Source organism: Microbacterium sp. NPDC088619 (genome assembly GCF_044752825.1).
Classification (GTDB): Bacteria; Actinomycetota; Actinomycetes; order Actinomycetales; family Microbacteriaceae; genus Microbacterium.
This window is the reverse complement of the sequence record NZ_JBIVLZ010000001.1, coordinates 615,398-638,904: the sequence shown is the minus strand read 5'-3', so window position 1 is coordinate 638,904 and position 23,507 is coordinate 615,398. Positions and strand designations below refer to the sequence as shown.

33 protein-coding genes are annotated in these 23,507 nt (G+C 65.4%); 24 read left to right on the top strand and 9 right to left on the bottom strand.

Features of this window, described 5'->3' with window-relative positions:
- Positions 1-5: 5 nt before the first annotated feature.
- The 4 genes from ACIP5T_RS03395 to ACIP5T_RS03380 are packed head-to-tail and all read left to right on the top strand — an operon-like array spanning position 6 to position 5,128.
- On the top strand, positions 6-1,181 hold the full coding sequence (locus ACIP5T_RS03395) for a cysteine desulfurase family protein (RefSeq protein WP_400860590.1): 1,176 nt from the start codon (positions 6-8) through the stop codon (positions 1,179-1,181).
- 9 nt (positions 1,182-1,190) lie between these two features.
- On the top strand, positions 1,191-2,288 hold the full coding sequence (gene mnmA / locus ACIP5T_RS03390; RefSeq protein WP_400860588.1) for a tRNA 2-thiouridine(34) synthase MnmA: 1,098 nt from the start codon (positions 1,191-1,193) through the stop codon (positions 2,286-2,288).
- Between the two features lie 42 nt (positions 2,289-2,330).
- Positions 2,331-4,646, top strand: coding sequence for an NAD-dependent DNA ligase LigA (ligA, locus tag ACIP5T_RS03385; protein WP_400860586.1), 2,316 nt, complete (start codon positions 2,331-2,333; stop codon positions 4,644-4,646).
- Positions 4,643-5,128, top strand: a complete 486-nt coding sequence (locus tag ACIP5T_RS03380; protein WP_400860584.1) for a hypothetical protein — start codon at positions 4,643-4,645, stop codon at positions 5,126-5,128. Before ligA ends, ACIP5T_RS03380 begins: the two co-directional genes overlap by 4 nt.
- Positions 5,129-5,133: 5 nt before the next feature.
- Here the strand turns inward: ACIP5T_RS03380 and ACIP5T_RS03375 are convergent, their stop codons facing one another.
- From ACIP5T_RS03375 to ACIP5T_RS03365, 3 genes are read right to left on the bottom strand one after another with little or no spacing between them, the layout of a single operon-like run.
- Complete coding sequence (locus tag ACIP5T_RS03375; RefSeq protein ID WP_400860583.1) at positions 5,134-5,583, bottom strand: GNAT family N-acetyltransferase; 450 nt, start codon at positions 5,581-5,583, stop codon at positions 5,134-5,136.
- 7 nt (positions 5,584-5,590) lie between these two features.
- Entirely contained in the window at positions 5,591-7,426 is a 1,836-nt protein-coding gene (locus ACIP5T_RS03370; RefSeq protein WP_400860582.1) for a DEAD/DEAH box helicase, read from the bottom strand.
- Between the two features lie 47 nt (positions 7,427-7,473).
- Positions 7,474-9,174, bottom strand: a complete 1,701-nt coding sequence (locus ACIP5T_RS03365) for a long-chain-fatty-acid--CoA ligase (RefSeq protein ID WP_400860580.1) — start codon at positions 9,172-9,174, stop codon at positions 7,474-7,476.
- Positions 9,175-9,241: 67 nt separating this feature from the next.
- Here ACIP5T_RS03365 and gatC point away from each other — a divergent pair, with 67 nt between their 5' ends.
- From gatC to ACIP5T_RS03335, 6 genes are read left to right on the top strand one after another with little or no spacing between them, the layout of a single operon-like run.
- Complete coding sequence (gene gatC, locus ACIP5T_RS03360; RefSeq protein WP_400860578.1) at positions 9,242-9,541, top strand: Asp-tRNA(Asn)/Glu-tRNA(Gln) amidotransferase subunit GatC; 300 nt, start codon at positions 9,242-9,244, stop codon at positions 9,539-9,541.
- Positions 9,538-11,055, top strand: coding sequence for an Asp-tRNA(Asn)/Glu-tRNA(Gln) amidotransferase subunit GatA (gene gatA, locus ACIP5T_RS03355; protein ID WP_400860576.1), 1,518 nt, complete (start codon positions 9,538-9,540; stop codon positions 11,053-11,055). The genes gatC and gatA overlap by 4 nt, the downstream gene beginning before the upstream one ends.
- On the top strand, positions 11,055-12,569 hold the full coding sequence (gene gatB, locus ACIP5T_RS03350; protein ID WP_400860575.1) for an Asp-tRNA(Asn)/Glu-tRNA(Gln) amidotransferase subunit GatB: 1,515 nt from the start codon (positions 11,055-11,057) through the stop codon (positions 12,567-12,569). Before gatA ends, gatB begins: the two co-directional genes overlap by 1 nt.
- A 47-nt stretch (positions 12,570-12,616) precedes the next feature.
- On the top strand, positions 12,617-13,873 hold the full coding sequence (gene dinB / locus ACIP5T_RS03345; protein WP_400860573.1) for a DNA polymerase IV: 1,257 nt from the start codon (positions 12,617-12,619) through the stop codon (positions 13,871-13,873).
- Between the two features lie 37 nt (positions 13,874-13,910).
- On the top strand, positions 13,911-14,228 hold the full coding sequence (locus ACIP5T_RS03340; RefSeq protein ID WP_400860572.1) for a hypothetical protein: 318 nt from the start codon (positions 13,911-13,913) through the stop codon (positions 14,226-14,228).
- Positions 14,212-14,793, top strand: a complete 582-nt coding sequence (locus tag ACIP5T_RS03335) for a hypothetical protein (protein ID WP_400860570.1) — start codon at positions 14,212-14,214, stop codon at positions 14,791-14,793. Before ACIP5T_RS03340 ends, ACIP5T_RS03335 begins: the two co-directional genes overlap by 17 nt.
- A 3-nt stretch (positions 14,794-14,796) precedes the next feature.
- Here the strand turns inward: ACIP5T_RS03335 and ACIP5T_RS03330 are convergent, their stop codons facing one another.
- The 6 genes from ACIP5T_RS03330 to ACIP5T_RS03305 all read right to left on the bottom strand — a co-directional run bounded on the left by ACIP5T_RS03330 (position 14,797) and on the right by ACIP5T_RS03305 (position 17,723).
- Positions 14,797-15,288 carry a DUF2017 family protein gene (locus tag ACIP5T_RS03330; protein ID WP_400860568.1) on the bottom strand — a complete coding sequence of 164 codons (492 nt, stop codon included), beginning with the start codon at positions 15,286-15,288 and terminating at the stop codon, positions 14,797-14,799.
- Positions 15,285-15,578: an ATP-dependent Clp protease adapter ClpS gene (clpS, locus tag ACIP5T_RS03325; protein ID WP_400860567.1), complete on the bottom strand. Its 294-nt coding sequence runs from the start codon at positions 15,576-15,578 to the stop codon at positions 15,285-15,287. The genes ACIP5T_RS03330 and clpS overlap by 4 nt, the downstream gene beginning before the upstream one ends.
- The gene (locus tag ACIP5T_RS03320) at positions 15,575-15,922 is read right to left on the bottom strand and encodes a metallopeptidase family protein (RefSeq protein ID WP_400860565.1); all 348 of its coding nucleotides are present in this window, start codon (positions 15,920-15,922) and stop codon (positions 15,575-15,577) included. Before ACIP5T_RS03320 ends, clpS begins: the two co-directional genes overlap by 4 nt.
- Before the next feature lie 36 nt (positions 15,923-15,958).
- A complete protein-coding gene (locus ACIP5T_RS03315; RefSeq protein WP_400860564.1) occupies positions 15,959-16,588 on the bottom strand; it encodes a LysE family transporter in 630 nt (209 codons plus the stop codon).
- Positions 16,589-16,870: 282 nt separating this feature from the next.
- Positions 16,871-17,305 carry an ImmA/IrrE family metallo-endopeptidase gene (locus ACIP5T_RS03310; protein ID WP_400860561.1) on the bottom strand — a complete coding sequence of 145 codons (435 nt, stop codon included), beginning with the start codon at positions 17,303-17,305 and terminating at the stop codon, positions 16,871-16,873.
- Positions 17,265-17,723, bottom strand: coding sequence for a hypothetical protein (locus ACIP5T_RS03305; RefSeq protein WP_400860559.1), 459 nt, complete (start codon positions 17,721-17,723; stop codon positions 17,265-17,267). The genes ACIP5T_RS03310 and ACIP5T_RS03305 overlap by 41 nt, the downstream gene beginning before the upstream one ends.
- 77 nt (positions 17,724-17,800) lie before the next feature.
- Here ACIP5T_RS03305 and ACIP5T_RS03300 point away from each other — a divergent pair, with 77 nt between their 5' ends.
- The 14 genes from ACIP5T_RS03300 (at position 17,801) to ACIP5T_RS03235 (ending at position 23,471) form a co-directional block, all read left to right on the top strand.
- The gene (locus ACIP5T_RS03300; protein ID WP_400860557.1) at positions 17,801-18,139 is read left to right on the top strand and encodes a helix-turn-helix domain-containing protein; all 339 of its coding nucleotides are present in this window, start codon (positions 17,801-17,803) and stop codon (positions 18,137-18,139) included.
- 91 nt (positions 18,140-18,230) lie between these two features.
- A complete protein-coding gene (locus tag ACIP5T_RS03295; protein WP_400860555.1) occupies positions 18,231-18,401 on the top strand; it encodes a hypothetical protein in 171 nt (56 codons plus the stop codon).
- Between the two features lie 363 nt (positions 18,402-18,764).
- Positions 18,765-19,001, top strand: coding sequence for a hypothetical protein (locus tag ACIP5T_RS03290; RefSeq protein WP_400860554.1), 237 nt, complete (start codon positions 18,765-18,767; stop codon positions 18,999-19,001).
- Positions 19,002-19,416: 415 nt separating this feature from the next.
- Positions 19,417-19,929 (top strand): NUMOD4 motif-containing HNH endonuclease, encoded by a 513-nt coding sequence (locus ACIP5T_RS03285; RefSeq protein WP_400860553.1) that lies wholly within the window; start codon positions 19,417-19,419, stop codon positions 19,927-19,929.
- A 170-nt stretch (positions 19,930-20,099) separates the two neighbouring features.
- Positions 20,100-20,408: a hypothetical protein gene (locus ACIP5T_RS03280; protein ID WP_400860552.1), complete on the top strand. Its 309-nt coding sequence runs from the start codon at positions 20,100-20,102 to the stop codon at positions 20,406-20,408.
- 159 nt (positions 20,409-20,567) lie between these two features.
- Positions 20,568-20,759, top strand: a complete 192-nt coding sequence (locus ACIP5T_RS03275; RefSeq protein WP_400860550.1) for a hypothetical protein — start codon at positions 20,568-20,570, stop codon at positions 20,757-20,759.
- A gap of 159 nt (positions 20,760-20,918) precedes the next feature.
- On the top strand, positions 20,919-21,125 hold the full coding sequence (locus ACIP5T_RS03270) for a hypothetical protein (protein ID WP_400860549.1): 207 nt from the start codon (positions 20,919-20,921) through the stop codon (positions 21,123-21,125).
- A complete protein-coding gene (locus ACIP5T_RS03265; protein ID WP_400860548.1) occupies positions 21,122-21,478 on the top strand; it encodes a hypothetical protein in 357 nt (118 codons plus the stop codon). The genes ACIP5T_RS03270 and ACIP5T_RS03265 overlap by 4 nt, the downstream gene beginning before the upstream one ends.
- Positions 21,479-21,644: 166 nt before the next feature.
- Entirely contained in the window at positions 21,645-21,902 is a 258-nt protein-coding gene (locus tag ACIP5T_RS03260; RefSeq protein ID WP_400860547.1) for a hypothetical protein, read from the top strand.
- On the top strand, positions 21,899-22,126 hold the full coding sequence (locus ACIP5T_RS03255) for a hypothetical protein (protein WP_400860546.1): 228 nt from the start codon (positions 21,899-21,901) through the stop codon (positions 22,124-22,126). Before ACIP5T_RS03260 ends, ACIP5T_RS03255 begins: the two co-directional genes overlap by 4 nt.
- Before the next feature lie 135 nt (positions 22,127-22,261).
- Positions 22,262-22,483 carry a hypothetical protein gene (locus ACIP5T_RS03250; protein WP_400860545.1) on the top strand — a complete coding sequence of 74 codons (222 nt, stop codon included), beginning with the start codon at positions 22,262-22,264 and terminating at the stop codon, positions 22,481-22,483.
- Entirely contained in the window at positions 22,480-22,647 is a 168-nt protein-coding gene (locus ACIP5T_RS03245) for a hypothetical protein (protein WP_400860544.1), read from the top strand. The genes ACIP5T_RS03250 and ACIP5T_RS03245 overlap by 4 nt, the downstream gene beginning before the upstream one ends.
- Positions 22,644-22,817 carry a hypothetical protein gene (locus ACIP5T_RS03240; RefSeq protein ID WP_400860543.1) on the top strand — a complete coding sequence of 58 codons (174 nt, stop codon included), beginning with the start codon at positions 22,644-22,646 and terminating at the stop codon, positions 22,815-22,817. Before ACIP5T_RS03245 ends, ACIP5T_RS03240 begins: the two co-directional genes overlap by 4 nt.
- A 96-nt stretch (positions 22,818-22,913) precedes the next feature.
- Entirely contained in the window at positions 22,914-23,471 is a 558-nt protein-coding gene (locus ACIP5T_RS03235) for a hypothetical protein (protein ID WP_400860542.1), read from the top strand.
- Positions 23,472-23,507 lie beyond the last annotated feature (36 nt).

The following is a 23,507-nucleotide window of genomic DNA, read 5'->3' as shown; positions in this document are numbered from 1 at the left end:
GAGGGATGCAGCACTATCTCGATCACGCCGCCACGACCCCGCTGCGCCCCGAGGCGCGCGAGGCGTGGCTGGACGCGAGCTCGATCGTCGGCAATGCGTCGTCTACGCATGGCGCGGGGCAGGAAGCGCGGCGCCTGCTCGAGGAAGCGCGTGAGCGCTCGGCTGCTGTGCTCGACTGCGACCCCATCGAGGTCGTCTTCACCTCAGGGGGCACCGAGTCGATAAACCTCGCGCTGCAGGGGCTCTGGCACGCGCGCCCGGCGGGGACGGATGCCATCGTGATGCCCGATGCGGAGCACCACGCAACCGTCGACACGGTCGAGGCCCTGGTGGCGGCTGGGGCGGTACTACGTGCTGTTCCGGTATATGGCACGGCAGCCATCGACCTGGGCGTCTTCGCCCAGCAGCTTCCGGGTGCGGCGCTGGCGACCGCGCTGGTCGCGAACAACGAGGCGGGGACGATCAACGACGCTGCGGTGCTCGCCTCGGCGACCGCGCGCGCACACGTTCCATTGCACCTCGATGCGGTGTCGGCACTCGGTCATCTTCCGTTGTCCTTCCGTGCGCTGAGGGGCGATGCGTCAGACGCAGTCGGCCTGGTCGCGATGAGCGTCGCGGGGCACAAGATCGGGGCGCCGGTCGGTGTCGGTGCCTTGGTCGCCGCTCGCACCGCCCGGCTCTCGGCGCTGCTCCGCGGCGGCGCACAGCAGAGGGGGCTCCGTGCCGGGACGCAGGATGTGGCGGGCGCAGCGGCGTTCGCCACCGCGCTCGAACTCGCCGAGTCGGAACGGGAATCGGAGTCGACTCGGCTCGCGGCGATGCGCGACCGGCTGGTCGACGGCATCCTGACCCGAGTGCCTCAGGCGGAGTTGCTCGGGCACCAGTCCGAGCGGCTCCCCGGCAACGCGCACGTGCTGTTCCCCGGCGCAGTGGGTGAGAGCCTGCTGTTCCTCCTCGACATGGCCGGCATCGCCGCGTCGACCGGATCGGCCTGCCAGGCAGGGGTCGCAGAGCCGTCGCATGTGGTGATCGCCATGGGACGCAGCGAGCAGGCTGCTCGCAGCGTGCTCCGGTTCACACTCGGGCGCACCTCGACGGACGCCGACGTCGATGCGGTTCTCGCCTCGATCGCCGACGTCTACACGAGGGCTTCCGGCACCGGCTCAGCTGCACGCTCGTAGACTGGTCGTATGAGGATTCTTGCGGCCATGAGTGGCGGAGTGGACTCCGCAGTCGCGGCCGCGCGTGCCGTGGAGGCGGGGCACGAGGTCGTCGGAGTGCATCTCGCGCTCTCCCGTGCGGGAGGCACGCTGCGGACGGGGAGCAGAGGCTGTTGCACCATCGAGGACGCTCTCGACGCACGGCGTGCAGCAGATCTCCTCGGCATCCCCTTCTACGTCTGGGATTTCTCGGAGCGATTCCGTGAAGACGTGATCGCCGACTTCGTCTCCGAGTACCAGGCGGGGCGCACTCCCAATCCGTGCATGCGCTGCAACGAGAAGATCAAGTTCGCCGCTCTGCTCGAGCGAGCGATCGAACTGGGCTTCGACGCCGTCTGCACGGGGCACTACGCGACGCTGATCCCTACTGACGCCGGGCTCGAGCTGCACAGGGCTGCCGACAACGCGAAGGATCAGTCGTATGTTCTCGGTGTCCTGACGGCCGAGCAGCTTGCGCACACCTACTTCCCGCTCGGAACCACGCCCTCGAAGGCCGTCGTGCGTGCGGAGGCGGAAGCGCGCGGTCTCAGCGTGGCCCAGAAGCCCGACAGTCACGACATCTGCTTCATTCCCGATGGCGACACCCGGGGCTGGTTGGCCGAGAAGGTCGGCACTGCGACCGGGGAGATCGTCGACCGCACGGGCTCCGTGGTCGGTTCGCATGAAGGTGCGCACGCGTTCACGGTAGGCCAGCGTCGCGGACTCAAGCTCGGCGTTCCGGCGGCAGACGGCAAGCCCCGGTTCGTGCTCGAGGTGCGGCCGGTGTCGAACACCGTGGTCGTCGGTCCGAAGGAAGCTCTCGCGACGCGAGAGATCTCCGGAGACAGGTTCAGCTGGGCGGGCGCGGCGCCCGTGGACTCGGAGTTCGACTGCGAGGTGCAGATCCGGGCCCATGCGGAGCCGGAGGTCGCTCGGGCCTTCGTGTCGGCGGACGGCGTGCGCGTCGTGCCGGTCGAGCCTCTCAACGGCGTTGCCCCTGGCCAGACGGCGGTGCTGTACGTCGGCACTCGCGTGCTCGGCCAGTTCACCATCGACCGCACGGTGTCTGCGGTGCCGGTCGACGCGTAGCGCCTCCCTGAGGATGTCGGTGGCCGCTCGTAGACTGGCGGAGTGCCGGAGAACATCTCGCTGGAAGAAGCCCGTATAGAAGCCGACGAGCTGACCACTCGCATCCTCGAGGCGAAGGACGCCTACTACGGGCGTGACACCTCGCTCGTCGACGACTCCACATACGACGGATGGATGCGCAGGCTCGAAGAGCTCGAACGGCTGCGTCCCGAGCTTCAGGGTCAGGATTCCCCCACCCAGATGGTGGGCGCTGCCGAAGCGACGGGCCTGGCGACCATCGAGCACGCCGAGCGGATGCTGAGTCTCGACAACGTGTTCTCCATCGAGGAGCTGAGGGAATGGGCCGCGAAGACGAGGGCCTCGGCAGGACGTGACGTCGACTGGCTGACCGAGCTGAAGATCGATGGTCTCGCGATCAATCTCCGTTACGAGAACGGCCGGCTGACCTCTGCGGCGACCCGCGGCGACGGCCGCGTCGGCGAGATCGTCACCGAGAACGCTCTGCGGCTGCCGGAGATACCGCTCGAACTCACCGGCTCGGGTCACCCCGCGATCGTGGAGGTTCGCGGCGAGGTGTTCATCCCCGTGGCTGCCTTCGAACGACTGAATGCCGCACAGGCGTCGTTCCGCGACCGCGCGTATGCCGACGCGCTGGCCCGTTGGGACGCGCGCGCGGGGGCGAAGAAGCCCTTCGACGAAGAGAAGGCTCGCACAGCTGCGGCGCGACGTTTCCCCTCCTTCGCCAACCCGCGGAACGCGGCCAGCGGGGGGCTCCGGCAGCAGATCGACAAGAAGAACGGTCTCGAGCTCGAGGCGGGGATGCTGCGCATCGAATCACTAGCACTCTACGTGCACGGCATCGGCGCGTGGCCGGACCCGCCCGTCGCCGCGCAGAGCCAGGTGTACGAGCAGCTCGCAGCATGGGGTCTGCCGACGAGCCCTCACACCAAGGTGTGTACGACCATCGACGAGGTCGCGGCGTTCGTCGAGTACTTCGGTGAGCACCGGCACGACATCGAACACGAACTCGACGGCATCGTGGTCAAGGTCGACGAGCTCTCGCTGCACGATGAGCTCGGCGCCACGAGCCGAGCCCCGCGCTGGGCGATCGCTTACAAGTACCCACCCGAAGAAGTGCAGACGAAGCTCCTCGACATCGTCGTCTCGGTCGGTCGCACCGGCAGGGCCACGCCGTTCGCGGTGATGGCTCCCGCCCAGGTGGCAGGCTCGGTGGTCAGACAGGCGACTCTGCACAACAAGGACGTGGTGAAGGCGAAGGGCGTGCTCATCGGCGACACGGTCGTTCTGCGTAAAGCAGGCGACGTCATTCCCGAGGTGCTCGGTCCTGTGGTCGACAAACGCGATGGCACGGAACGCGAGTTCGTCATGCCTGTCAAGTGCCCGGAGTGCGGCACACCGCTGCGTCCGATGAAAGAGGGCGACATCGACCTGCGCTGCCCGAACGCACGCTCGTGCCCAGCGCAGGTGCGTGGTCGTGTCGAACACATCGGATCCCGCGGCGCTCTCGACATCGAGGCTCTCGGCGAAGTCACGGCGGCGGCGCTCACTCAGCCGACATCGCCTGCCGTTCCGCCCCTCGAGACTGAGGCAGGGCTGTTCGCGCTCACTCTCGATGAGATCGTGCCGATCGAGCTGTTCGTCCGCGACGCGGAGACCGGCTTGCCGAAGGAGGACGACGACGGGCTCGTGAAGACCCGAGCGCCGTTCCGCCGCAATCCCACGGCCATCGAAAAGAAGTCAGGCCTCGAGGGGCCGCAACCGTCATCGCAGGCCGTCACGCTCCTGGCCGAGCTCGAGAAGGCCAAGACGAAGGACCTCTGGCGACTTCTCGTCTCTCTGAACATCCGTCACGTCGGCCCTGTGGCTGCGCGGGCGCTCGCCCAGTGGTTCGGCTCCCTCGATGCCATCCGCTCCGCATCTCGAGACGAGCTCGCCGCAGTCGAGGGAGTCGGAGGCATCATCGCCGACTCGCTGCTCGCGTGGTTCGAGATCGATTGGCACCAGGAGATCGTGCAGCGGTGGGCGGAGGCGGGTGTGCAATGGGCCACCCCTGGGCACCCGGGGCCGGGCGCGGCGATCGTAGAGGGCGGCGTCCTCGACGGGCTGACCATCGTGGCCACGGGATCCCTCGACGGCTACACTCGCGACGGAGCACAGGAGGCGATCATCAAGGCCGGCGGCAAGGCGGCGTCGAGTGTCTCCAAGAAGACCGACTTCGTGGCGGCCGGGCCGGGAGCAGGGTCGAAGCTCGGGAAGGCCGAGGAGCTGGGTATCCGAATCCTCGACGCGGCGCAGTTCCACATCCTCGTCACCGAGGGGCCGGACGCGCTCGGATGAAACGCTACGGGCCGCTGATCGTCGTTCCCGGCGCTCTGGCCGTCGGCGACCCGGGACGACACCACCTGCGACTCACGCCTGACGCTGTGCTCTTTCGCGAGGGCAGCGAGAATCGAGGAATCGTCCCATGGGGCCAGGTGGAGCGGGTGTTTCTCGACGTGCCGGTGACGCGCTTCCGGCTGCCGGGTCTGGTGAGCACGATCGTGATCGGTGCGCTCACGTTTCTCGCTCTCTCGGATCTGGGACTGGACCCGGATGACGGCACGGTCGACGTGCTCATCGACGGAGAATCGACCACCGCGCCACTCAGCCGCCACCATGTCGGCGGGTATTGGGCTCCCACGATCGACGGCGCCCACAGGCTGCTTCAGCACCTCATCGACAACCCGGAGCAGCGGGCGCTGCTCGCTCGCCCCGAACCGCTCATCGATGTGGCAGCGCGCCTCGCTCGCACCGCGTCGACCGGAACGTCAGGCTCCTGACGTGCTCATGCTCCGGCAATGCGTTGGAGCAACTTCGGTGATCCGGCGAACCCGAGTCTCCGATACACAGGAACTGCTCGCTCGCTCGAGTGCACGGTGATCCTCGACGCGCCGGCACTGTTCGCATGGGCTGTCGCTGCGTCGACGAGAGCTGTTCCCACACCTGAACCACGGTGCTCGGGCAACACGAAAACGCTCTGGATGTCTGCCGAGAGGCGGACGCTCGCACCGGGGCTCGGCACTCGGGGCAGCAGCGCGATCCAGGCGGCGCCGATCATCGCACCATCGACCGTCCGCGCGACGAACGCGGTGTGTGTGGCTCGATGAGCTTCCCACCATGACAGGAGCACATTCGCGAACGAGTCGAAATCCGCGGCGTCGGCACCGGCTCTGTCGATCCACTTCAAGCGCGCCAGGCCCCGGACGTCTTCGGGGCCGGCGCGCTCGATGTGCATGTCTCGGTCAGTCCTTGTGGCGCGGCTTGCGGAACGGCTTCTCGCCACGATCGTCGGTGCGGGCCGGACGGTCTTCGCGATCGTAGCGGGGGCGGTCGTAGCTCCCCCGAGCGCCGGCATCGCGGGGTCCGTCGTTGCGTCGCGACGCGGGGCCGCGGTCGGGCTTGATCTCGATCAGACGACCGGAGATGCGAGTGTCCTTCAGCTTCTCGAGCACTGACGAGTCGAGGTTCGCGGGCAGCTCGACGACCGTGAAGTCGGGCCGGATGTTGATGGCGCCGAAGTCGTCGCGGCCGAGGCCGCCCTCGTTGGCGAGCGCGCCGACGATCTGACGAGGCTCGACGCGGTGACGTCGACCGACCTCGATGCGGTAGGGCTTGTAGTCACCCCGCCCGCGACGCTCACGGGGCTCGCGCGGCTCGCGCCTGTCGCGGTTGTTGTTCTCGCGCGGCGGACGGTTGTCGTACTCGACGGCCTTCGTCAGCGGGTCATCCGAAGGGTCGAGCAGCAGCGGTGTGTCGCCCTGCGCGACGACCGCGAGTGCGGCTGCCACATCGGCCTCCGGCACGTCGTGGTTGCGCACATAGTGGGCGATGATGTCGCGGAACTTCTCGATGCGCGCGTTGTCGCCGAGCGCCGTCGTGATCGCGTCATCGAAGCGCGCGAGACGTGTGGTGTTGACATCGTCCATGCTCGGCAGCTGCATCTGCGCCGGCTGCTGGCGGGTCGCCTTCTCGATCGACTTGAGGAGGTAGCGCTCGCGAGGCGTGATGAAGCTGATCGCGTCGCCTTTGCGCCCGGCGCGGCCGGTGCGGCCGATGCGGTGCACGTAGGACTCGGTGTCGGTGGGGATGTCGAAGTTGATGACGTGGCTGATGCGCTCGACGTCGAGACCACGGGCGGCGACGTCCGTTGCGACGAGGATGTCGAGCTTGCCGTCCTTGAGCTGGTTCACGCTGCGCTCACGCTGCACCTGCGCCACATCGCCGTTGATCGCAGCGGCCGAGTAACCGCGAGCACGCAGCTTCTCGGCGAGCGTCTCGGTCTCGTTCTTGGTGCGGACGAACACGATCATGCCGTCGAAGTTCTCGACCTCGAGGATGCGGGTCAGCGCATCGACCTTCTGCGCGTAGGACACCACGAGGTATCGCTGCGTGATGTTGGTGCCCGTCGCGGTCTTCGACTTGATGCTGATCTCTTCGGGATCGCGCAGGTACTTCTGCGCGAGGCGCCGGATCTGCGGGGGCATCGTCGCGGAGAACAGGGCGACCTGCTTCTCGACGGGCGTCTGCGCAAGGATCTGCTCGACGTCTTCCGCGAAGCCCATCTTCAGCATCTCGTCGGCCTCATCCAGCACCAGGTACTGCAGCTGGGAGAGATCGAGAGTGCCCTTGGCGAGGTGATCCATGATGCGGCCGGGCGTTCCGACGATCACGTGCACGCCCCGGCGCAGAGCGGAGAGCTGCACGCCGTAGGCCTGGCCGCCGTAGACGGGCAGCATGTGCACGCCCTTCATCTTCGAGGCGTACGACTCGAAGGCCTCGCAGACCTGCAGGGCGAGTTCGCGCGTCGGTGCGAGCACCAGCGCCTGAGGCGTCTTCTGCGAGACGTCGAGGCGCTCGAGCACGGGGAGCGCGAAGGCGGCGGTCTTTCCCGTGCCGGTCTGCGCCATGCCGACGACATCGCGTCCCGCGAGAAGGGTCGGAATGGTCGCGGCCTGGATGGGGGAGGGGGTCTCGTAGCCGAGATCGCGGATCGCCTTGAGGACGGGTCCGGTGATACCGAGTTCCTCGAATCCAGGGGTCTCGGGGGCTTCGGTGGGTACAGCGTCTTCAGGGGTCACTGATCAAGGGTAGCGCGTCGCGTCTTCCCGCGCCTGTGAGGGCGCCCTCAGGAGCCCGAGGTCAGCGCCAGGAGCCGCTCTCTGACCTGTCGTCGCAGCACCTTGCCGATGAGGGACTTCGGCAGCTCGTCGACGACGAAGATCCGACGAGGCACCTTGTAGGGGGTGAGGATGCTGCGCGCGTACTCGCGGATCGCCTCGACGTCCACGTCGGTTCCGGCATCCACGACGATCGCAGCGACGACCTCCTCGCCGGAATGGTCGCTCGGCAGGCCGACTACGGCGGCATCCGCGACCTGCGGGTGCTGTCGCAGTGCGCTCTCCACCTCTGTCGGTGCGACGTTGAAGCCGCCGGTGATGATGAGCTCCTTGATGCGGTCGACGATGCGGATGAACCCCGCATCGTCGACCGTCACGATGTCTCCGGTGCGGAACCAGCCGTCGACGAAGACGGCGTCGGTCTCCTCCGGCTTGCCGTAGTAGCCCGAGAACACCTGAGGACCGCGCACGAGGAGCTCGCCCGCCGCGCCGGGTTCGACATCGACGGTCGGATTCTCAGGATCGACCACACGGCACTCGGTGCCGGGCAACGGGAGCCCGACGGTGCCGGGGACACGGTTGTCGGCGACCGGATTCGCCATCAGAACGGGGGAGCACTCGCTCAGCCCGTAGCCTTCGACGAGGAAGCCGTTCGTCGCAGCCTCGAAAGGCACCACGAGCTCGTGCGGCAGCGCCATCGCACCGGAGATCGCGACCTCGATGCCGTCGAGTGACACGCCCTGGGAGGTCGCCGCGGTGAGCAGCCGATCTGCGATCGGCGGCACGAGCGGAAGGAAGGTCGCCGGGTGCTTCTTCATCACATCGAGCACGAGATCCGGATCGAATTTCGGGAACAGCACGAGGCGTGCGCCCATCGACATCGCGAAGGTCAGGCACAGGGTGAGGCCGTAGGCGTGGAACATGGGCAGGACGGCGTAGACGACGCAGCCCTTGCCTCGCTGGATGGAGGGCACCCAGGCTTGCGACTGAGCGGCGTTCGCGAGCAGGTTTCCGTGGGTGAGCGCTGCTCCCTTGGGAGTGCCCGTGGTGCCCGACGTGTACTGGATGATGGCGAGGTCGCCGGTGGCCGGCTTCGGGTGGGTCGCCGCAACAGGGGGCGACTGCACGAGTGAGTCCCATGTGACGGTTCCGCGTACGCGCTCCGTGAGCGCCGCGCGAGATTCCCGCGCTTTCGCCACCGGCAGTCGCAGAGCCACGCGCGTGAGAAGAGGCATCGCCCGGGTGACGTCGACGGAGATGACGTTCGTCACGGCGAGATCTGCCGGGAACTCCTGCACCGTCGCCACGACCTTGTTCCAGACGATCGCGTGCTTCGCGCCGTGGTCCTCGAACTGCTTCCGCAGCTCGCGCGGCGTGTAGAGCGGGTTGTGTTCGACCACCACCGCGCCCAGACGGAGCACCGCGTAGAACGCCACGATGTGCTGAGGACAGTTCGGCAGGACGATCGCAACCGGATCCCCGGTGCGCACGCCCAGCTCGCGCAGACCCTCGGCGGCGCGGTCGATCGCCTCCTGCAGCTGCGCGTAGGTCGTCTCACGGCCGAAGAACTGCAGTGCAGGGGCGTCCGGGTAGTCGCGAGCGGATGCCGCGACGATGTCGATCAGAGATCCCGAGACGGGGGCGAGATCGTCGGGGACGCCGTCCGCGTAGCTGGCGATCCAAGGGCGGGGAGGCTGGTACGAGCTCACCCGCCCAGCATAGGACCGGCCCCGCTCGTCTGCGGGAGACGCCGGACACGGCAACTAGACTTGGGTCGTGTCTGAAATCACCCCTGATCTTGTGCGCCATCTTGGCGTCCTCGCGCGCATCCAGCTCAACGACGAAGAGGTGACCCGGCTGACGGGCCAGCTCGACGCCATCGTCGACAACATCGCGAAGGTGTCGGAGGTCGCAAGCCCCGACGTGGCCGCGACGAGTCATCCGATCCCGCTGAGCAACGTCTACCGCCCCGACGTCGTGGGCGAGACCCTCACGCACGAGCAGGTGCTCCAGAACGCGCCGGATCAGGCCGACGGCCGATTCCGCGTCACCGCGATCCTGGGAGAAGAGCAGTGAGCGACATCATCCGTATGACCGCGGCCGAGCTCGCCGACAAGCTCGCCAGTCGCGAGATCTCCAGCGTCGAGGCGACGCGCGCGCACCTCGACCGCATCGCCGCGGTCGACGGCGACGTGCACGCGTTCCTGCACGTGAACGACGGCGCGCTCGATGCCGCGGCGGCCGTCGACGCCCAGCGCGCCGCCGGTGAGCAGCTGGGGCCGATCGCCGGTGTGCCTCTCGCCATCAAGGATGTGCTGGTCACGACCGACCAGCCGACCACGAGTGGTTCGCGGATCCTCGAGGGTTATCGCTCGCCGTACGACGCCACCGTCGTCGCTCGCTCGCGTGCCGCGGGGCTCATCCCGCTCGGCAAGACCAACATGGACGAGTTCGCCATGGGGTCGTCGACCGAGCACTCCGCGTACGGGCCCACCCGCAACCCGTGGGACCTCGACCGTATCCCCGGCGGTTCGGGAGGCGGGTCGGCTGCGGCCGTCGCCGCGTTCGAGGCGCCGCTGGCGCTCGGCTCCGACACCGGCGGATCGATCCGCCAACCCGCGCACGTCACCGGCACGGTCGGCGTCAAGCCGACCTACGGCGGGGTCAGCCGCTACGGCGCGATCGCCCTCGCGTCCAGCCTCGACCAGGTCGGTCCCGTCGCGCGCACCGTGCTCGATGCAGGGCTTCTGCACGATGCGATCGGCGGTCACGACCCGAAGGATTCCACCTCGCTGCGCGATGAGTGGCCCTCGTTCGCCGACGCCGCTCGGGAGGGCGCGCGTGGAGACGTGCTCAAGGGACTCAAGGTCGGCGTGATCCGGGAGCTGCCCGACAGCGGCTTCCAGCCCGGCGTGGCCGAGTCGTTCCGCAGCGCGCTCGCGGTGATGGAGGCTCAGGGAGCGGAGATCGTCGAGATCGGCGCCCCGCACTTCGAGTACGGCGTCGCCGCGTACTACCTGATCCTTCCCGCGGAGGCATCCAGCAACCTGGCGAAGTTCGACTCGGTGCGCTTCGGTCTCCGCGTCACCCCCGACGGCAACCCGACCGTCGAGGACGTCATGTCCGCGACGCGTGACGCCGGTTTCGGCGACGAGGTCAAGCGCCGCATCATCCTCGGCACCTATGCGCTGTCGGCCGGATACTACGACGCCTACTACGGCAGTGCTCAGAAGGTCCGTACCCTCATCCAGCAGGACTTCGCCAGCGCTTTCGCGAAGGTCGACGTGATCGCGACGCCGTCGGCACCGACCACCGCGTTCAAGATCGGCGAGAAGATCGACGATCCGCTGCAGATGTACCTCAACGACATCACGACGATCCCGGTCAACCTCGCAGGCGTCCCGGGGATCTCGATCCCCAGCGGCCTCGCGGCAGAGGACGGGTTGCCCGTCGGCATCCAGTTCATCGCACCGGCGCGGGAGGACGCACGGCTCTACAAGGTCGGCGCGGCGGTCGAGACGCTTCTCGTGGATTCGTGGGGAGCGCCGCTCCTCACGCGTGCACCCCAGCTCGTGGGAGGGACCCGCTGATGGCCACCGCCAAGCTCATGGACTTCGACAAGGCGCTGGAGCTGTTCGAGCCCGTTCTCGGGTTCGAGGTGCACGTCGAGCTCAACACCAACACCAAGATGTTCTCCGACGCGCCGAACCCGGCGAACGAGCTCTACCACGCGGCTGAGCCGAACACGCTGATCGCTCCGGTCGACCTCGGTCTGCCGGGCGCGCTGCCCGTCGTCAACGAGACCGCCATCCGTTCGTCGATCAGCCTGGGTCTTGCGCTCGGCTGCTCGATCGCTCCGTCGAGCCGATTCGCCCGGAAGAACTACTTCTACCCCGACCTCGGCAAGAACTACCAGATCTCCCAGTACGACGAGCCGATCGCATTCGAGGGATCCGTCGAGGTCGAGCTCGAGGACGGCACGATCGTGCAGATCCCGATCGAGCGCGCGCACATGGAAGAGGACGCGGGCAAGCTCACGCACATGGGAGGCGCCACCGGACGCATCCAGGGTGCCGAGTATTCGCTCGTCGACTATAACCGCGCGGGTGTCCCGCTCGTGGAGATCGTGACGAAGGTCATCTTCGGCACCGAACACCGCGCACCGGAGGTGGCCAAAGCCTATGTCGCGACCATTCGCGACATCGTCCGCAGCCTCGGGATCTCCGAAGCACGCCTGGAGCGCGGCAACCTCCGCTGCGACGCGAACATCTCGCTGCGCCCTCGCGGCCAGGAGAAGCTCGGCACTCGTACCGAGACCAAGAACGTGAACTCGATGCGCTCCGTCGAGCGTGCCGTGCGTTACGAGATCCAGCGTCAGGCGCAGATCCTCGCCGACGGCGGAACGATCACGCAGGAGACCCGGCACTGGCACGAAGACAGCGGAACGACCTCGCCGGGTCGCCCCAAGTCGGATGCCGATGACTACCGGTACTTCCCCGAGCCCGATCTGCTCCCGGTGGAGCCGGCTGCCGAGCTGATCGAGGCGCTCCGAGCGCAGTTGCCCGAGCAGCCCGTGGCCCGTCGGCGCCGCCTGATGGCCGAATGGGGGTTCACCGACCTGGAGTTCCAGGACGTGCGGAACGGCGGGCTGTTGGAGGTCGTCGAGGAGACGATCGCGGCCGGCGCGACTCCTGCCACGGCCCGCAAGTGGTGGACGGGCGAGATCAGTCGTCTCGCGAACACGCAGGAGAAGGATGCCACGGAGCTGATCTCCCCCGAGAACGTCGTGGCGCTGCAGAAGCTCGTCGATGCCGGGACCCTCACCGACAAGCTGGCCCGTCAGGTGCTCGAGGGAGTCATCGCCGGTGAGGGGACTCCGCAGGAGGTCGTCGACAGCCGCGGACTGGCGGTCGTCTCGGACGACGGTGCACTCATCGCCGCGATCGACGAGGCCCTCGCGGCTCAGCCCGACGTGCTAGCCAAGATCAAGGATGGCAAGGTCCAAGCGGCCGGAGCCGTGATCGGTGCTGTGATGAAGGCGATGAAGGGTCAGGCGGACGCAGCCCGAGTCCGCGAACTCGTCCTCGAGCGCGCTGCACAGTAACCGGATCCCCCGGACCTCGTGTCTGAGGTCGGGGGGAGAATGGTCTCATGGGACACGGTGACGGCAGAGGGCGCATCGTGTCGTCCGCCGACGCCGACGACACCGGCACGAGCATCCTGCACGTCGACATGGATGCGTTCTACGCGGCAGTCGAGGTGCTGGACGACCCGACTCTGCGGGGCCTGCCGCTGATCATCGGGTCACCAGACGGCCGATCAGTGGTGTCCAGTGCCTCTTACGAGGCCCGTCGCTACGGCGTACGTGCGGCGATGCCCGTTTCCCAGGCGTTGCGCCTGTGCCCGTCGGCGCGCATCGTTCCTCCGCACTTCCATCGCTACCAGGCGGTTTCGCGTCAGGTGATGGCGATCTTCGAGTCGTTCACGCCACTGGTCGAGCCGCTGTCGGTCGATGAGGCGTTCCTCGACGTGCGGGGTGTACGACGGCTCTGGGGCAGCCCTGCGCAGATCGCGCATCTCGTGCGCGAGCGGGTCAAGGACGAGGTGGGCATCACGTGCAGCGTGGGGGTCGCGGCCACGAAGCATGTGGCGAAAATGGCGTCGACGATCTCGAAGCCCGATGGCATGCTCGTGATCGCGGCATCCGAGACCCAGGACTTCCTCGACCCGCGGCCGGTGCGCGCGATGTGGGGCGTGGGACCCAAAGCAGCCGAGGCTTTGGAGGGTCGCGGAATCCGCACGGTGCGCGACATCCGCACGGCGTCGCGGGCGATGCTCGACCGCGCCGTCGGTCCGGCTCTGAGCGCTCGGCTCGCGGATCTCGCACGGGGTGAGGACCCACGCGCCGTCGAGACGGAGCGCATCGAGAAGAGCATCGGGCATGAAGAGACCTTCGACACCGACATCTCGGATCGGTCGTTCCTGAGAGCGGAACTCTTGCGTCTCGCCGACCGTGTCGCGGCGCGCCTGCGGAAAGCCGAATGGGAGACGGCGACGGTCGCCATCAAGATCAGGTTCGACGACTTCCGCACGCTCAGCCGTTCGCAGACGCTCTCCGAGCCCACCGCGGTGGGCCAGCGCATCGGCGAGGCCGCTCAGGCGCTCTTCGACCAGATCGAACGACGAGACCCCGTGCGACTGGTCGGCGTGCGCGCAGAGAAGCTGCGGCCGGCTGGTGGCAGCGGATTCGGCCTCTGGGACGAGGACGAGGACTGGCGGCGGGTCGAAGGCGCAGTCGACGACGCCGTTGCACGGTTCGGCATCGCCACGATCAGCCGCGCGAGGCACATCGGCCGTGGCGACGGGCGTGGTGCCGCGCAGCACCCCCGCGCGCACGGGCTGGATTGACCCTTCTCCGGACTGATTCCTGGGCTAGCGTGGAGCCATGCCCAACATTGCACTGGAACTCGGACAGCAGGCCGCCTCCTTCGGCGTCAAGAGCGCGTACGGCGAGCCGCAGGATATAGATGGGGCGACCATCACCCCGGTGGCGTTCACCTACTCCGGCTTCGGCGGAGGAAGCGGTGATGGTGCCGAAGGCGGCGGGGGCGGTGGCGTGTCGATCCCGGTCGGCGTCTATGTGCGCCGTGAGGAAGGACTCAGGTTCGAGCCGAACATCGTGACGCTGCTTGTCGTCGCTGTGCCGTTCGTCTGGGCGACCGGACGTGCGCTCTCTCGCATCATCCGTGCCCTCAAGAAGTGATGACCCGGTCGCTGCAGCCCTCGAGCGTGCCGCGACCTCGATCGTCGACGACATCCACATGCTGGCGGCGGCGAATCCGGTCGTCCTGATCGACGGTCGCAGCGGAGCGGGAAAGACGACTCTCGCGCGCATGCTCATCGAACGCTGGCCGATCGCAGGACGGGTGCAGCTCGTCGCGCTGGACTCGATCTATCCGGGGTGGGACGGGCTCAGAGGCGGAGTCGAGCGCGCGTTGGAGGGCATCCTCCGCCCGCACGGCAGAGGTTACCTCGGCGAGTGGCGACGATGGGACTGGGGGAGTGGCACCGAGGCGGAGACTCACGCAGTGGACCCCGCACTCGGGGTGCTCATCGAGGGGAGCGGGATCCTCACTCCTGCCACGGCTGCGATCGCGGATGTCCGCGTCTGGGTCGAGTCCGCAGAGACCGGCCGTAAGGCGCGAGCGCTGGCGCGAGACGGCGACACGTACCGTCCGCATTGGGAACGCTGGGCCCAGCAGGAGGCGGATCACATCGTGCGCGACGATCCCCGCGCGCTCGCGACCCGAGTCGTCGAGGTGCCGTAGTTCTCAGAGGAGTTCGTCGGCGGCGTCGATCGTGAGTTCCAGACGGTATCCGAGCCAGTCGTAGACGCCGAACCTCGGGTCTTCGGGGTCATGATCGCCATCGCTCTCGATGCCGAGGCGCTCCGCGATCACGAGACGCAGTGCGGTGAGGGTGCGCAGCCACGCGTCGACGTCGGTCGGAGGGATGTCGAGGTCATGCTCTGCGAAGGCCTCGCTCTGTGACATCTCGTCGAGATCACCGCGCATGCCGGCGAGGGCGGTGCGAACGATGTCCGCGTCCAGAGCACGTCGATCGAGCAGGCCATCTCGAGTCGCCTCCCGGAATTCCCGAGATGATTCCTCGTCCTCGGGATAGGGATCGGGAACCAGGCGACCGATCGCGGGATCCTCGACGTCGCGATTCGCGCCGACGAGATCGCGGAAGTCATCGACGAGCTGCGCGAGCTGCGCGCCCTCGACTCGAGCCATACGTATCCGGACCATCGGCTCGATCATCTCGCGGTCCTTCGCACAGTCGCCCACAGGCCGTAATCGTGCATCGCCTGCGCGTGCACCTCCATGGTCTCGCGAGGCCCCGTCGCGACGATCGCCTGGCCGTCGTGGTGCACCTGCCGCATGAGCACCGTCGCGCGCTCGAGCGAGTAGCCGAAGTAGGTGCGGAAGACTCGCACGACATAGCTCATGAGGTTGACGGGGTCGTTCCACACGACGACCTCCCATGGCTCCAGTGGAGCTGCCGAGAGATCGACCAGTTCGTCGACGTCTGGCGTCGCGAGGGGACTCATGCCCACCCCAACGTGTGGAGCTGCTCGTCGTCGATGCCGTAGAAGTGGGCGATCTCATGCACCAGTGTGGTGTGCACCTCGTCGCGCAGTTCGTCCTCTGTGTCGCACCCAGCCAGATGCGGCTCGCGGTAGACGACGATCCGATCGGGGAGTTCGCCGGAGCCGTACTGCGTACGTTCGGTGAGGGCGAGCCCGTCGTACAGCCCCAGCAGGTCGAGGCTTCCGTCCTCCGGGCGATCCTCGACGACGAACACCACGTTCTCCAGACCATCGACCATCTCGTCGGGCAGCCGATCGAGCTCGTCGATCACGAGTTCCTCGAAGTGCGCAGCATCCATCTCCATCAGGTCCAGCCTATTGCCGGCAGAGCGCGCGGAGCATCAGTGGAGGAAGACGAGGATGCCTGCGACGGCGATGAAGAGGACTCCGAAGACGCCGTTGAGAGTCCGTTGTCCTCTCGCCGATCGTGTGAGTCGGCGGAAAGGCCGAGCCGCGGTGGCGAAGAACCCCCACATCACGACGATGTCGACGATGATGACCGTGACGATGAGGGTGAGGTACTGGGGGAGCTGCGGCTCGTCGAGGCGGATGAACTGAGGGATGAATGCGAGGAAGAACACGATCGCCTTCGGATTGAGGAGGTTCACCCAGAACCCTCGTCTGATCATCGACCAATGCCCCTCGTGAAGGTCGACAGTCGCCCCTTCGTCGGCGGCGGGGAGCTTCGGTCGCGTGAGGATCAGACGGATGCCGAGGAACACCAGGTATGCCGCGCCGGCGTATCGGATCACGTTGAACAGCACTTCGGACTGCGACACGACGAGTCCGAGGCCCGCCGCGACGATCACGACGTGCACGATGAGAGCGAGCTGCTGCCCGAGAATCCCCCAGATCGAACGACGCCAGCCCTGACTCAGAGCATTCGACATCGTGTTGATGGCGCCTGCCCCCGGCGTGAAGCTGATCACCACACAGGCAGTCAGAAGCGAGAACCACACGGGGAGCGACACCCCGCAATCCTATGGGTGGCTCACCTCCACCCGATCACGGTCGGTCGGGTCCGGTTCTGCGAAGGCGCCGAGACACAGAGAAGGCCCGAGTCTCTCGACTCGGGCCTTCTCTGAGTGGGGTGAGTAACGGGACTCGAACCGGTTACGCCGGTACCCCTGAAATGCCTGTTTTGCCGCGGAATCACGCGGGTTTTGTGGACTCACCTAATGGTGTGTCCGTAAGTACATTCTACGCGGAAATTCAGGGATCGCAACGACGCATTGTAGGCACGCCTTCACCGGCTAGGGGCGCGCCCACCGATGTAGCCACTGACCGACGCCCATGCGCGGGCGGGTGTAGGTCACGTCCCCGAGCCGCTGTAAGCAGTGGCGCCGATAGTCCTCCACGACTTCCGCCGTGACGCTCATCTCTTCCGCAATCCACTCGGCATGATGACTGATCTGCTCGAGCTCTGCATACATATCGGGGTCGATGAGCAGAGTGGCCGCGTAGATGTCCGCTTGACGCTCTGCAGCCGGGTCATCTTCACAGTCGTGTGCATAGTGATGGTGCCCGAGCTCGTGAGCGATCACCGATCGACGTTCCGATGGAGTGCAGAGCAGGTTGAAGTAGATGCGCTGCTCGTCGTGCGCGTAGTACCCGAGGTCGCCATCTGGCATTTCAATGGCGTGAACTTCAAGCCCCGCTCTCGCCGCCATCGTCAGTAGATCCTTCATCGTCCCCCTCGAACGCCTTGCGGACCTTTGGAGTGCCCCGCTTCGCTGCTTTGCGTGTCGGGGCCTGCTGATCTTCCGTGGCCTCTTGGATGTAGCTATCGTCCGTGATGCCACCGACATTGAATGTGCGTACAGTCAACGGCTGGCCCGCAGCGAGGCGTCGCGCGTCAGCAACCAGCTCCCATGGCGTGATGCCCATGAGGCTCGTTGCGATGTAGCTCACGTCGTTCGTGGTGAGGATGTTCTTCCCGTTGAAGATGTCCGCCCACCAACTGTTCCCCCGTTCGCCCGCAGACAACTCGGAGAGCTTGCGGATGGAGAGTCCGGTGTTGACGCGTACCGAATCGATGTAGCTCGTGATGTCCTTCGCGAACTGTGAATGCTCGGCGCGCGCGCCGACTGTTGCCTTACGTCCCATGTGAGAAGCGTACTCAATTATGGACAACTTCGTTCGATGGACTTGCGCTGTCCGTAAATACGGACGATGATGAAGTCATGCCAACCAACACCGACACCTACTCCTCCTCCATCGTTGACGCGGTGAGAGCGGAGATGGGAAGCCAGAAGAAGAAGCTCTACGAGCTCGCCGAGCCACTGGGCCTGAGTTGGCCCACCGTGTCGGGGAGACTCAACGGGCATAAGCCTTTCAACCTCGACGAGATCGCCAAGATCGCAGACTTCCTCGGAGTCACCGTCGACTACCTGCACGAAGCAGCGGCGCTCCGTGACAGGTCAGCAAGAAGAAGCGAACCCACTGAAGCGGCGCGGATTACCCCGCCTCAGCAGGACGCATGGGCTCAACCCTCCCGTTCGCGGTCGAGGAGAGCATCGTGATACGCAGCGGTGTGCTCGCGGTGGCATGTCATGCACACTCTCGCGCTCGAGTCAAGGCGCGTGCGGCTCTCGCAATCGAGGCGGTGGCATCATGACCTCCTCGGGTAAGTCGGCGCTGCTCGCGCTCTTCTTCGTCATCCTCGCGATCGTCTCTTTCATCCGCGACGATGCCCTCTTCGGATATGCGTTCTTCGCCGCGTCGATTGCACTCCTCAGCGTCTCGTACATCTGCGAAGCGATCGAGAAGGCGGTGAAGCGATGATCGACAACATCGCCCCCGAGCTCTGGCCGGCCGTACTGGTCTTCGGTATCGCAGCGTTCGTAGCATGGATTCGCCTCGAGGTGCGTGCATCGAACCGGTATTGGGCGGCTCGTGATGCGGCTGACCCGGTTGTGGTGACTGGTTCTGGCAACCGTCGAGACCGTTACCCGCGATCGTGTGGGGGTGTGCGATGAACGAGTCGTGCCGGATGTGCGAGGCGGACAGTATCGGCAATCAAATGGTCGACCGATCAGAAGACATCCCACTGTGCAACCGTCACTGGTCTCGCTGGGTGGCTACCTATCTGTGGCCGTCCGAACTCGAACCGCCGTGTTCTGCGCATCTGATCGAGGAGAGTGCATCGTGACTCAGTTCGCTTCCACCCTGTACCCGCAGACGAACCCGACGAACCCGATCCTGCTCAGCGTTCGGTCGCAAGTGGACTGGCAGAACATCACAAACCACGGCAAGCGCGAAGAGATCGCTGAGTGGCTTTGGTGGCTGACTAACGAAGGCCACAACGTCTACCTCTGGCAGCGCCGTGAACACATCGAGCATGCCATCCGTGTTCTAACCCGTCTGGCGAACTTCTCCGGCTGATCCCCGTCATCCGATCCCCGCACCTCCCTGTCGTGGGGAGGGGTGGACGAGTGCACCCAAAAGCAGGGTGCACGTCAACGAAACTCAATCCCTCATCGGCCCCTGGCTAACCGGCAGGCGCACACGGTGTGGATGCAACTACATAGAGCTCCATTGAGTACCTGTTCGCATAGGCCGTTGGTTGGCGTCGTGATCGCAGGGTCGGAGGAAAGGAACGCACCCATTGAGGGGTGCATAAGTTTTTCGACAGTTCGCCGCCATGGATGTACGGGCGGAACCAGCCGCGATGGGTCAAGCGGATGGCACGGGTTGGTCGCCGTGAACCATGCCACAGGGTTAGTGGCCGCCCCGAGCCTGAAATCGGTTGTCTGAGCGAAGAACTCAGCGGGGCACTCAGTAGGAGAGGAGCAGTCAAATGAGCGAAGAGCAGTGGAGATCCGTTGTTGGCTATGACCTGTATGAGGTTTCGGACCTGGGGAGAGTCCGTTCAAAGCGTGGACCTCGACGGATATTAAAGGCTCAACCGACTCGCGATGGGTATCTGGTCTTGAACCTCTCGCAGAAGGGGACGGTCACGAAGCGTCGAATCCATCAACTTGTCCTCGAAGCCTTCGTTGGGCCACGAGAAGAGGGGCAAGAGGCCTGTCACGGCGATGGCAGACGCTCCAACAATCGCCTTTCGAACCTGCGGTGGGATACGCATCTGGCCAACATGGCGGATAGGGACCGGCTCAACCCCCACTACCTGACACTGAGGACGCACTGCCCCTGGGGGCATCTGCTCCGCGAGCCGAATCTGACACGTTCGGGCATCCGTCGAGGGAAGCGAGAGTGCATGGCATGCACCCGAGCTCGAGGGGTAATCCGCGTGCGGGGCGGGGATCACCAGCAACTATCGGACGAGTACTACGCCAAGTTCTCTGGCTAGTCCATCCCACCCAGCTCATACGTGCGCTCGCAGATCGGCGTACGGGCACTCGATTCACGGTTTCTAGTAGTCGAACGCGGGCTGGATACCTGCTGTGACTCCCGTGAATCCTCGGGGCCGGTGTTTGTCAGCACCGGCCCCCTTCTCTTCCCGTTCGAAAGGAATCTGTCATGCCCAAGCGCCTGCACATCTATACGACCGAGGACGTGCTCAAGTCCGTCAAGGAGGGCGTCGAGGTGACCGCGAACTGCGGACTCCGAAAAACACTCACCCGCGGCGACATCGACGAAGCGGCGACATCCGATCGCAAGGGGTGCGCGAAGTGCCTCCAGGTCGTGAGCGATCTGACTAAGGAACGCGACGTGACGATTGGCAAACGCGGTTGGGATGCGCTCAACCGGCCAGTTTTCACCTACCGAATGACCATCAAGCCGGGTGGGAACACGACCTATACGAATGGCTGGCCTCTCGCCGGCTGACAAAAGACTTCCCGCTCCTGGGGGTGTGGGGATACGGCAGGCATTGGGGTGTGCTGTCGTGCGCGGTTCTGGGGACCGCGACAACCATGTGGAGGCCCGGACTGGGGATGTCACGGGCCTCCACATCACTACGACCATTCGAGATTTGAGGAGCACGAGATGAAGAAGATGCTGACGGAGTTTGCGACCGGGTTTCTTATGCTCACCGGCATGCTGACCTTCCTGGTATTGGCGCAGGAATTCGAGGACGCGCTGCGTTTCTGGATTCGCATCGGGGGCATGTCGGCATTCCTGATCGGCCTTGACTGGCGGATCACGACAGCCATTCGACGCAGCAGATCCGATGTCTGAGCGCAGACCGAATCCCGCGATCCCTGCCGACCAACGATGCGGTGACTGTTCTGGATGGGGCGGACACATTATCCACCGGGGAGCCGACAAATACGAGGACTCACAGAAGTGCTGGGACTGCAGAGGTTCCGGCGTGAACAGCGATGAAGGAGAGAAGCGATGAGCGACGCACATCAGCATTCGGCCGCAGAGGATCAGCCACTCACGGAGGAAGAGCGGATCATCCGCGCATGTGACTGGTCTGACTACCGCAAGGCCTACGGAGTATCACCCGACCCAACCCAGTTGAAGCTCGAGCACATCCTGTTCTGCGCCGGATGGGATGCAGGGCGACGTTCTGATTGGGAAGAGAGGAGCAAGTCATGAACACCCGCACTATGTCTCACACGTCTGACCCGGTGACGTCAACTCTGGCGGCTGAATCGGTTGACCCGCACGATTCCACACGTCTCAAGCTCGCACTCATCGACCTACTCGACGAGGCACCACGAACCGCAGATGAACTCACCGAGGCGTACTTCAACCTCGCATTCGTCAACGGGTGGCCATCGTTCCATGACACGCACAACTGCAAGCGTCGACTGTCCGACCTGCACCAGAAGCATCACGTCATCCGCGAATCGGGCGACAGGAGACCATCAGCACACGGCAGACCCGCCACTGTTTGGGAGCTCGCTGTGTCGGCTGAGGATGCTCGAGCGGTGGTGAACGCGTCATGAGCGCGACGTGGACCTACACCTGCGAAGGGTGCAAGGAGCGGCTAGACCCGTACGGCCTGGATGAGTTCGGACACGTGTGCGAAGGATGGTGGGATAACCACGGCGTCTTCGACGAAGTTCCCAAGATCCACGTCGCTCTTGCGACGAAATCACCAGGGATAGCGCCGTGAACGGCACGTGGCGTCGGTGGGCGCAGCAGAGGCGACTCATCGGAGTCATCTACCTCGGGACAGCGGCGATTGCATTGGCAGTCGCCGTTCTTCTTGTCATGGTCGGGATCTCCCTGCCGCTCACCGACACGGCGTCGAAGGTCACACTCGGCGCGGTTGGAGCATTTGCGGCGCTCTCCACGGTAGGTCTCATCGTCCTCGCCATGTACGCATTCGTCGACGGACACCGGTACGCGAAACAGGCACGCCGATGATCGAGTTCAGCCCTACTCTCGCCGATCCATCCGCACTCATCGAGGACTTTCTACCGAGGATGCAAGACGCGATCGACAGGCCACACGTCGAAGGGCTCTGGCAACCCATCCGATCAGACTTCCGCGAGGTCTTCACGGATGGCGGATTCGACGACGACGTGCCCGATGCGCTGTTCGACCTCATGGTGGCCTTCGCGACCATCGAACCCCGGATCATCCCGTGACCTACCCCGATTGCCACCGTTGCCTGAACCCGCAACCAGGGCAACCCGCACACAACCAGTCGAGTGCATGCCAGCACCGACCCACCATTCGCCCGCACTGCACATGCGCGGGCTGTTACTGAGGAGAAACTGACCATGAGTGTTGACACGTTCAAGCCCCGCGAGCTGACCGACATCGCGGAACTCGCCGTCCTTGTTCAGAACTTCAACCGCGACCAGCACGGCGACAAGCCGTTGTTCGCAGAGGTCGTCTTCTACCGGGGCGGCGATGACGTAGCCAGCCTGACCGAGACCGCTTCTCTAGGTCAGGCTGCCTCCGACGGTGCGCTCTCATTCGAAGTCAAGGAGAAGCCATGACGACATCGATAGCTGAGCTCGAGGCCGCTGTTCACGTCGAGGAGGAGGCCGTCGAACGTGCGTACATGGCACGGAACCCGACAGCCGCAGCACTCTTCGCCGCGAACCTCAGGAGAGCCACAGCCGCACTCGCCAAGGCACGCATCGAAGCAGGTGAAGCATGACTGAACGCATCCGGGTCGAACACTCCGAATCCGGCTACTGGAAAGTCATGCGCGGCGGATACGTGCTCGACGTGAAACCACCACACATGTGGCGGGACGCATACATCGAAGCACGCAGGGAAGCGATCTACAACAACCTCGGGATCGTCAGCATCGAGGTCTGCTCATGAACCCCTGCACCCTCTGCGATGACCACGGCGAAGTGATCATCACCAACAACCCGACCGTGTGGATGGACTGCCCACACCTCATCTGGAAGGCATGACATGACCGAATTCACTGCAAGCAACGGGGTGAGGGTCGTCCCCACGAACAACGGGGCAACGCTCTACTCACCCGGCGACTCGTGGCCCATGCCCGAGCCGCATCAGATGTTCGCCAATGCGGATGTTGTCATCGGCCTCCGCGAGTTCTTTCAGCATGAGCGTGACGAAGAACTCGGACGGTGGCGATGGCCCGAGAAACCTGAGTTCGTCGTTTACGGCGAGTACAGACGTGGCGAAGAGCAGCGATTCGTTCGCGTCATTCACGAGCACGATGGTGCCGCTGTGGTTGTTTACGAACAGGGCAGTGACATCCGGCCCAATCACCCCGCGGCCCAGGCTTACTTCGAGGCCCACCCGGATCGGAAGTCCTGGCATGACGCGAAGCCGGGCGAGCTGTGGGTGCTGACCCTAGATGGTGGAGAGACCCGGGCTGCTGCGGTTCGTCGGCGCCTGGATGACGGCGTCGCGCACTGGATTGGTGAGGGGATCAGTACCTACGACCTCACTGACCACCATGTTGTTTCTGGTCGTCGCATCTGGCCGGAGGACGCGTCGTGAACCCAATCGACATCATCCCCTGGGCATTCGCAATCG

Bases quoted from the DNA above. Each gene is read 5' to 3' on its own strand.
- ACIP5T_RS03235 (WP_400860542.1), top strand. From the start codon at position 22,914: ATGACCGAATTCACTGCAAGCAACGGGGTGAGGGTCGTCCCCACGAAC.
- ACIP5T_RS03270 (WP_400860549.1), top strand. From the start codon at position 20,919: ATGAGCGACGCACATCAGCATTCGGCCGCAGAGGATCAGCCACTCACG.
- ACIP5T_RS03395 (WP_400860590.1), top strand. From the start codon at position 6: ATGCAGCACTATCTCGATCACGCCGCCACGACCCCGCTGCGCCCCGAG.
- ACIP5T_RS03255 (WP_400860546.1), top strand. From the start codon at position 21,899: ATGATCGAGTTCAGCCCTACTCTCGCCGATCCATCCGCACTCATCGAG.
- ACIP5T_RS03380 (WP_400860584.1), top strand. From the start codon at position 4,643: ATGAAACGCTACGGGCCGCTGATCGTCGTTCCCGGCGCTCTGGCCGTC.
- ACIP5T_RS03285 (WP_400860553.1), top strand. From the start codon at position 19,417: ATGAGCGAAGAGCAGTGGAGATCCGTTGTTGGCTATGACCTGTATGAG.
- ACIP5T_RS03245 (WP_400860544.1), top strand. From the start codon at position 22,480: ATGACGACATCGATAGCTGAGCTCGAGGCCGCTGTTCACGTCGAGGAG.
- ACIP5T_RS03310 (WP_400860561.1), bottom strand. From the start codon at position 17,305: ATGAAGGATCTACTGACGATGGCGGCGAGAGCGGGGCTTGAAGTTCAC.
- ACIP5T_RS03280 (WP_400860552.1), top strand. From the start codon at position 20,100: ATGCCCAAGCGCCTGCACATCTATACGACCGAGGACGTGCTCAAGTCC.
- ACIP5T_RS03330 (WP_400860568.1), bottom strand. From the start codon at position 15,288: ATGATCGAGCCGATGGTCCGGATACGTATGGCTCGAGTCGAGGGCGCG.
- clpS (WP_400860567.1), bottom strand. From the start codon at position 15,578: ATGAGTCCCCTCGCGACGCCAGACGTCGACGAACTGGTCGATCTCTCG.
- ACIP5T_RS03240 (WP_400860543.1), top strand. From the start codon at position 22,644: ATGACTGAACGCATCCGGGTCGAACACTCCGAATCCGGCTACTGGAAA.
- ACIP5T_RS03275 (WP_400860550.1), top strand. From the start codon at position 20,568: ATGAAGAAGATGCTGACGGAGTTTGCGACCGGGTTTCTTATGCTCACC.
- ACIP5T_RS03340 (WP_400860572.1), top strand. From the start codon at position 13,911: ATGCCCAACATTGCACTGGAACTCGGACAGCAGGCCGCCTCCTTCGGC.
- ACIP5T_RS03265 (WP_400860548.1), top strand. From the start codon at position 21,122: ATGAACACCCGCACTATGTCTCACACGTCTGACCCGGTGACGTCAACT.
- dinB (WP_400860573.1), top strand. From the start codon at position 12,617: ATGGGACACGGTGACGGCAGAGGGCGCATCGTGTCGTCCGCCGACGCC.
- mnmA (WP_400860588.1), top strand. From the start codon at position 1,191: ATGAGGATTCTTGCGGCCATGAGTGGCGGAGTGGACTCCGCAGTCGCG.
- ACIP5T_RS03250 (WP_400860545.1), top strand. From the start codon at position 22,262: ATGAGTGTTGACACGTTCAAGCCCCGCGAGCTGACCGACATCGCGGAA.
- ACIP5T_RS03295 (WP_400860555.1), top strand. From the start codon at position 18,231: ATGACCTCCTCGGGTAAGTCGGCGCTGCTCGCGCTCTTCTTCGTCATC.
- ACIP5T_RS03375 (WP_400860583.1), bottom strand. From the start codon at position 5,583: ATGCACATCGAGCGCGCCGGCCCCGAAGACGTCCGGGGCCTGGCGCGC.
- ACIP5T_RS03300 (WP_400860557.1), top strand. From the start codon at position 17,801: ATGCCAACCAACACCGACACCTACTCCTCCTCCATCGTTGACGCGGTG.
- ACIP5T_RS03320 (WP_400860565.1), bottom strand. From the start codon at position 15,922: ATGGAGATGGATGCTGCGCACTTCGAGGAACTCGTGATCGACGAGCTC.
- gatB (WP_400860575.1), top strand. From the start codon at position 11,055: ATGGCCACCGCCAAGCTCATGGACTTCGACAAGGCGCTGGAGCTGTTC.
- ACIP5T_RS03305 (WP_400860559.1), bottom strand. From the start codon at position 17,723: ATGGGACGTAAGGCAACAGTCGGCGCGCGCGCCGAGCATTCACAGTTC.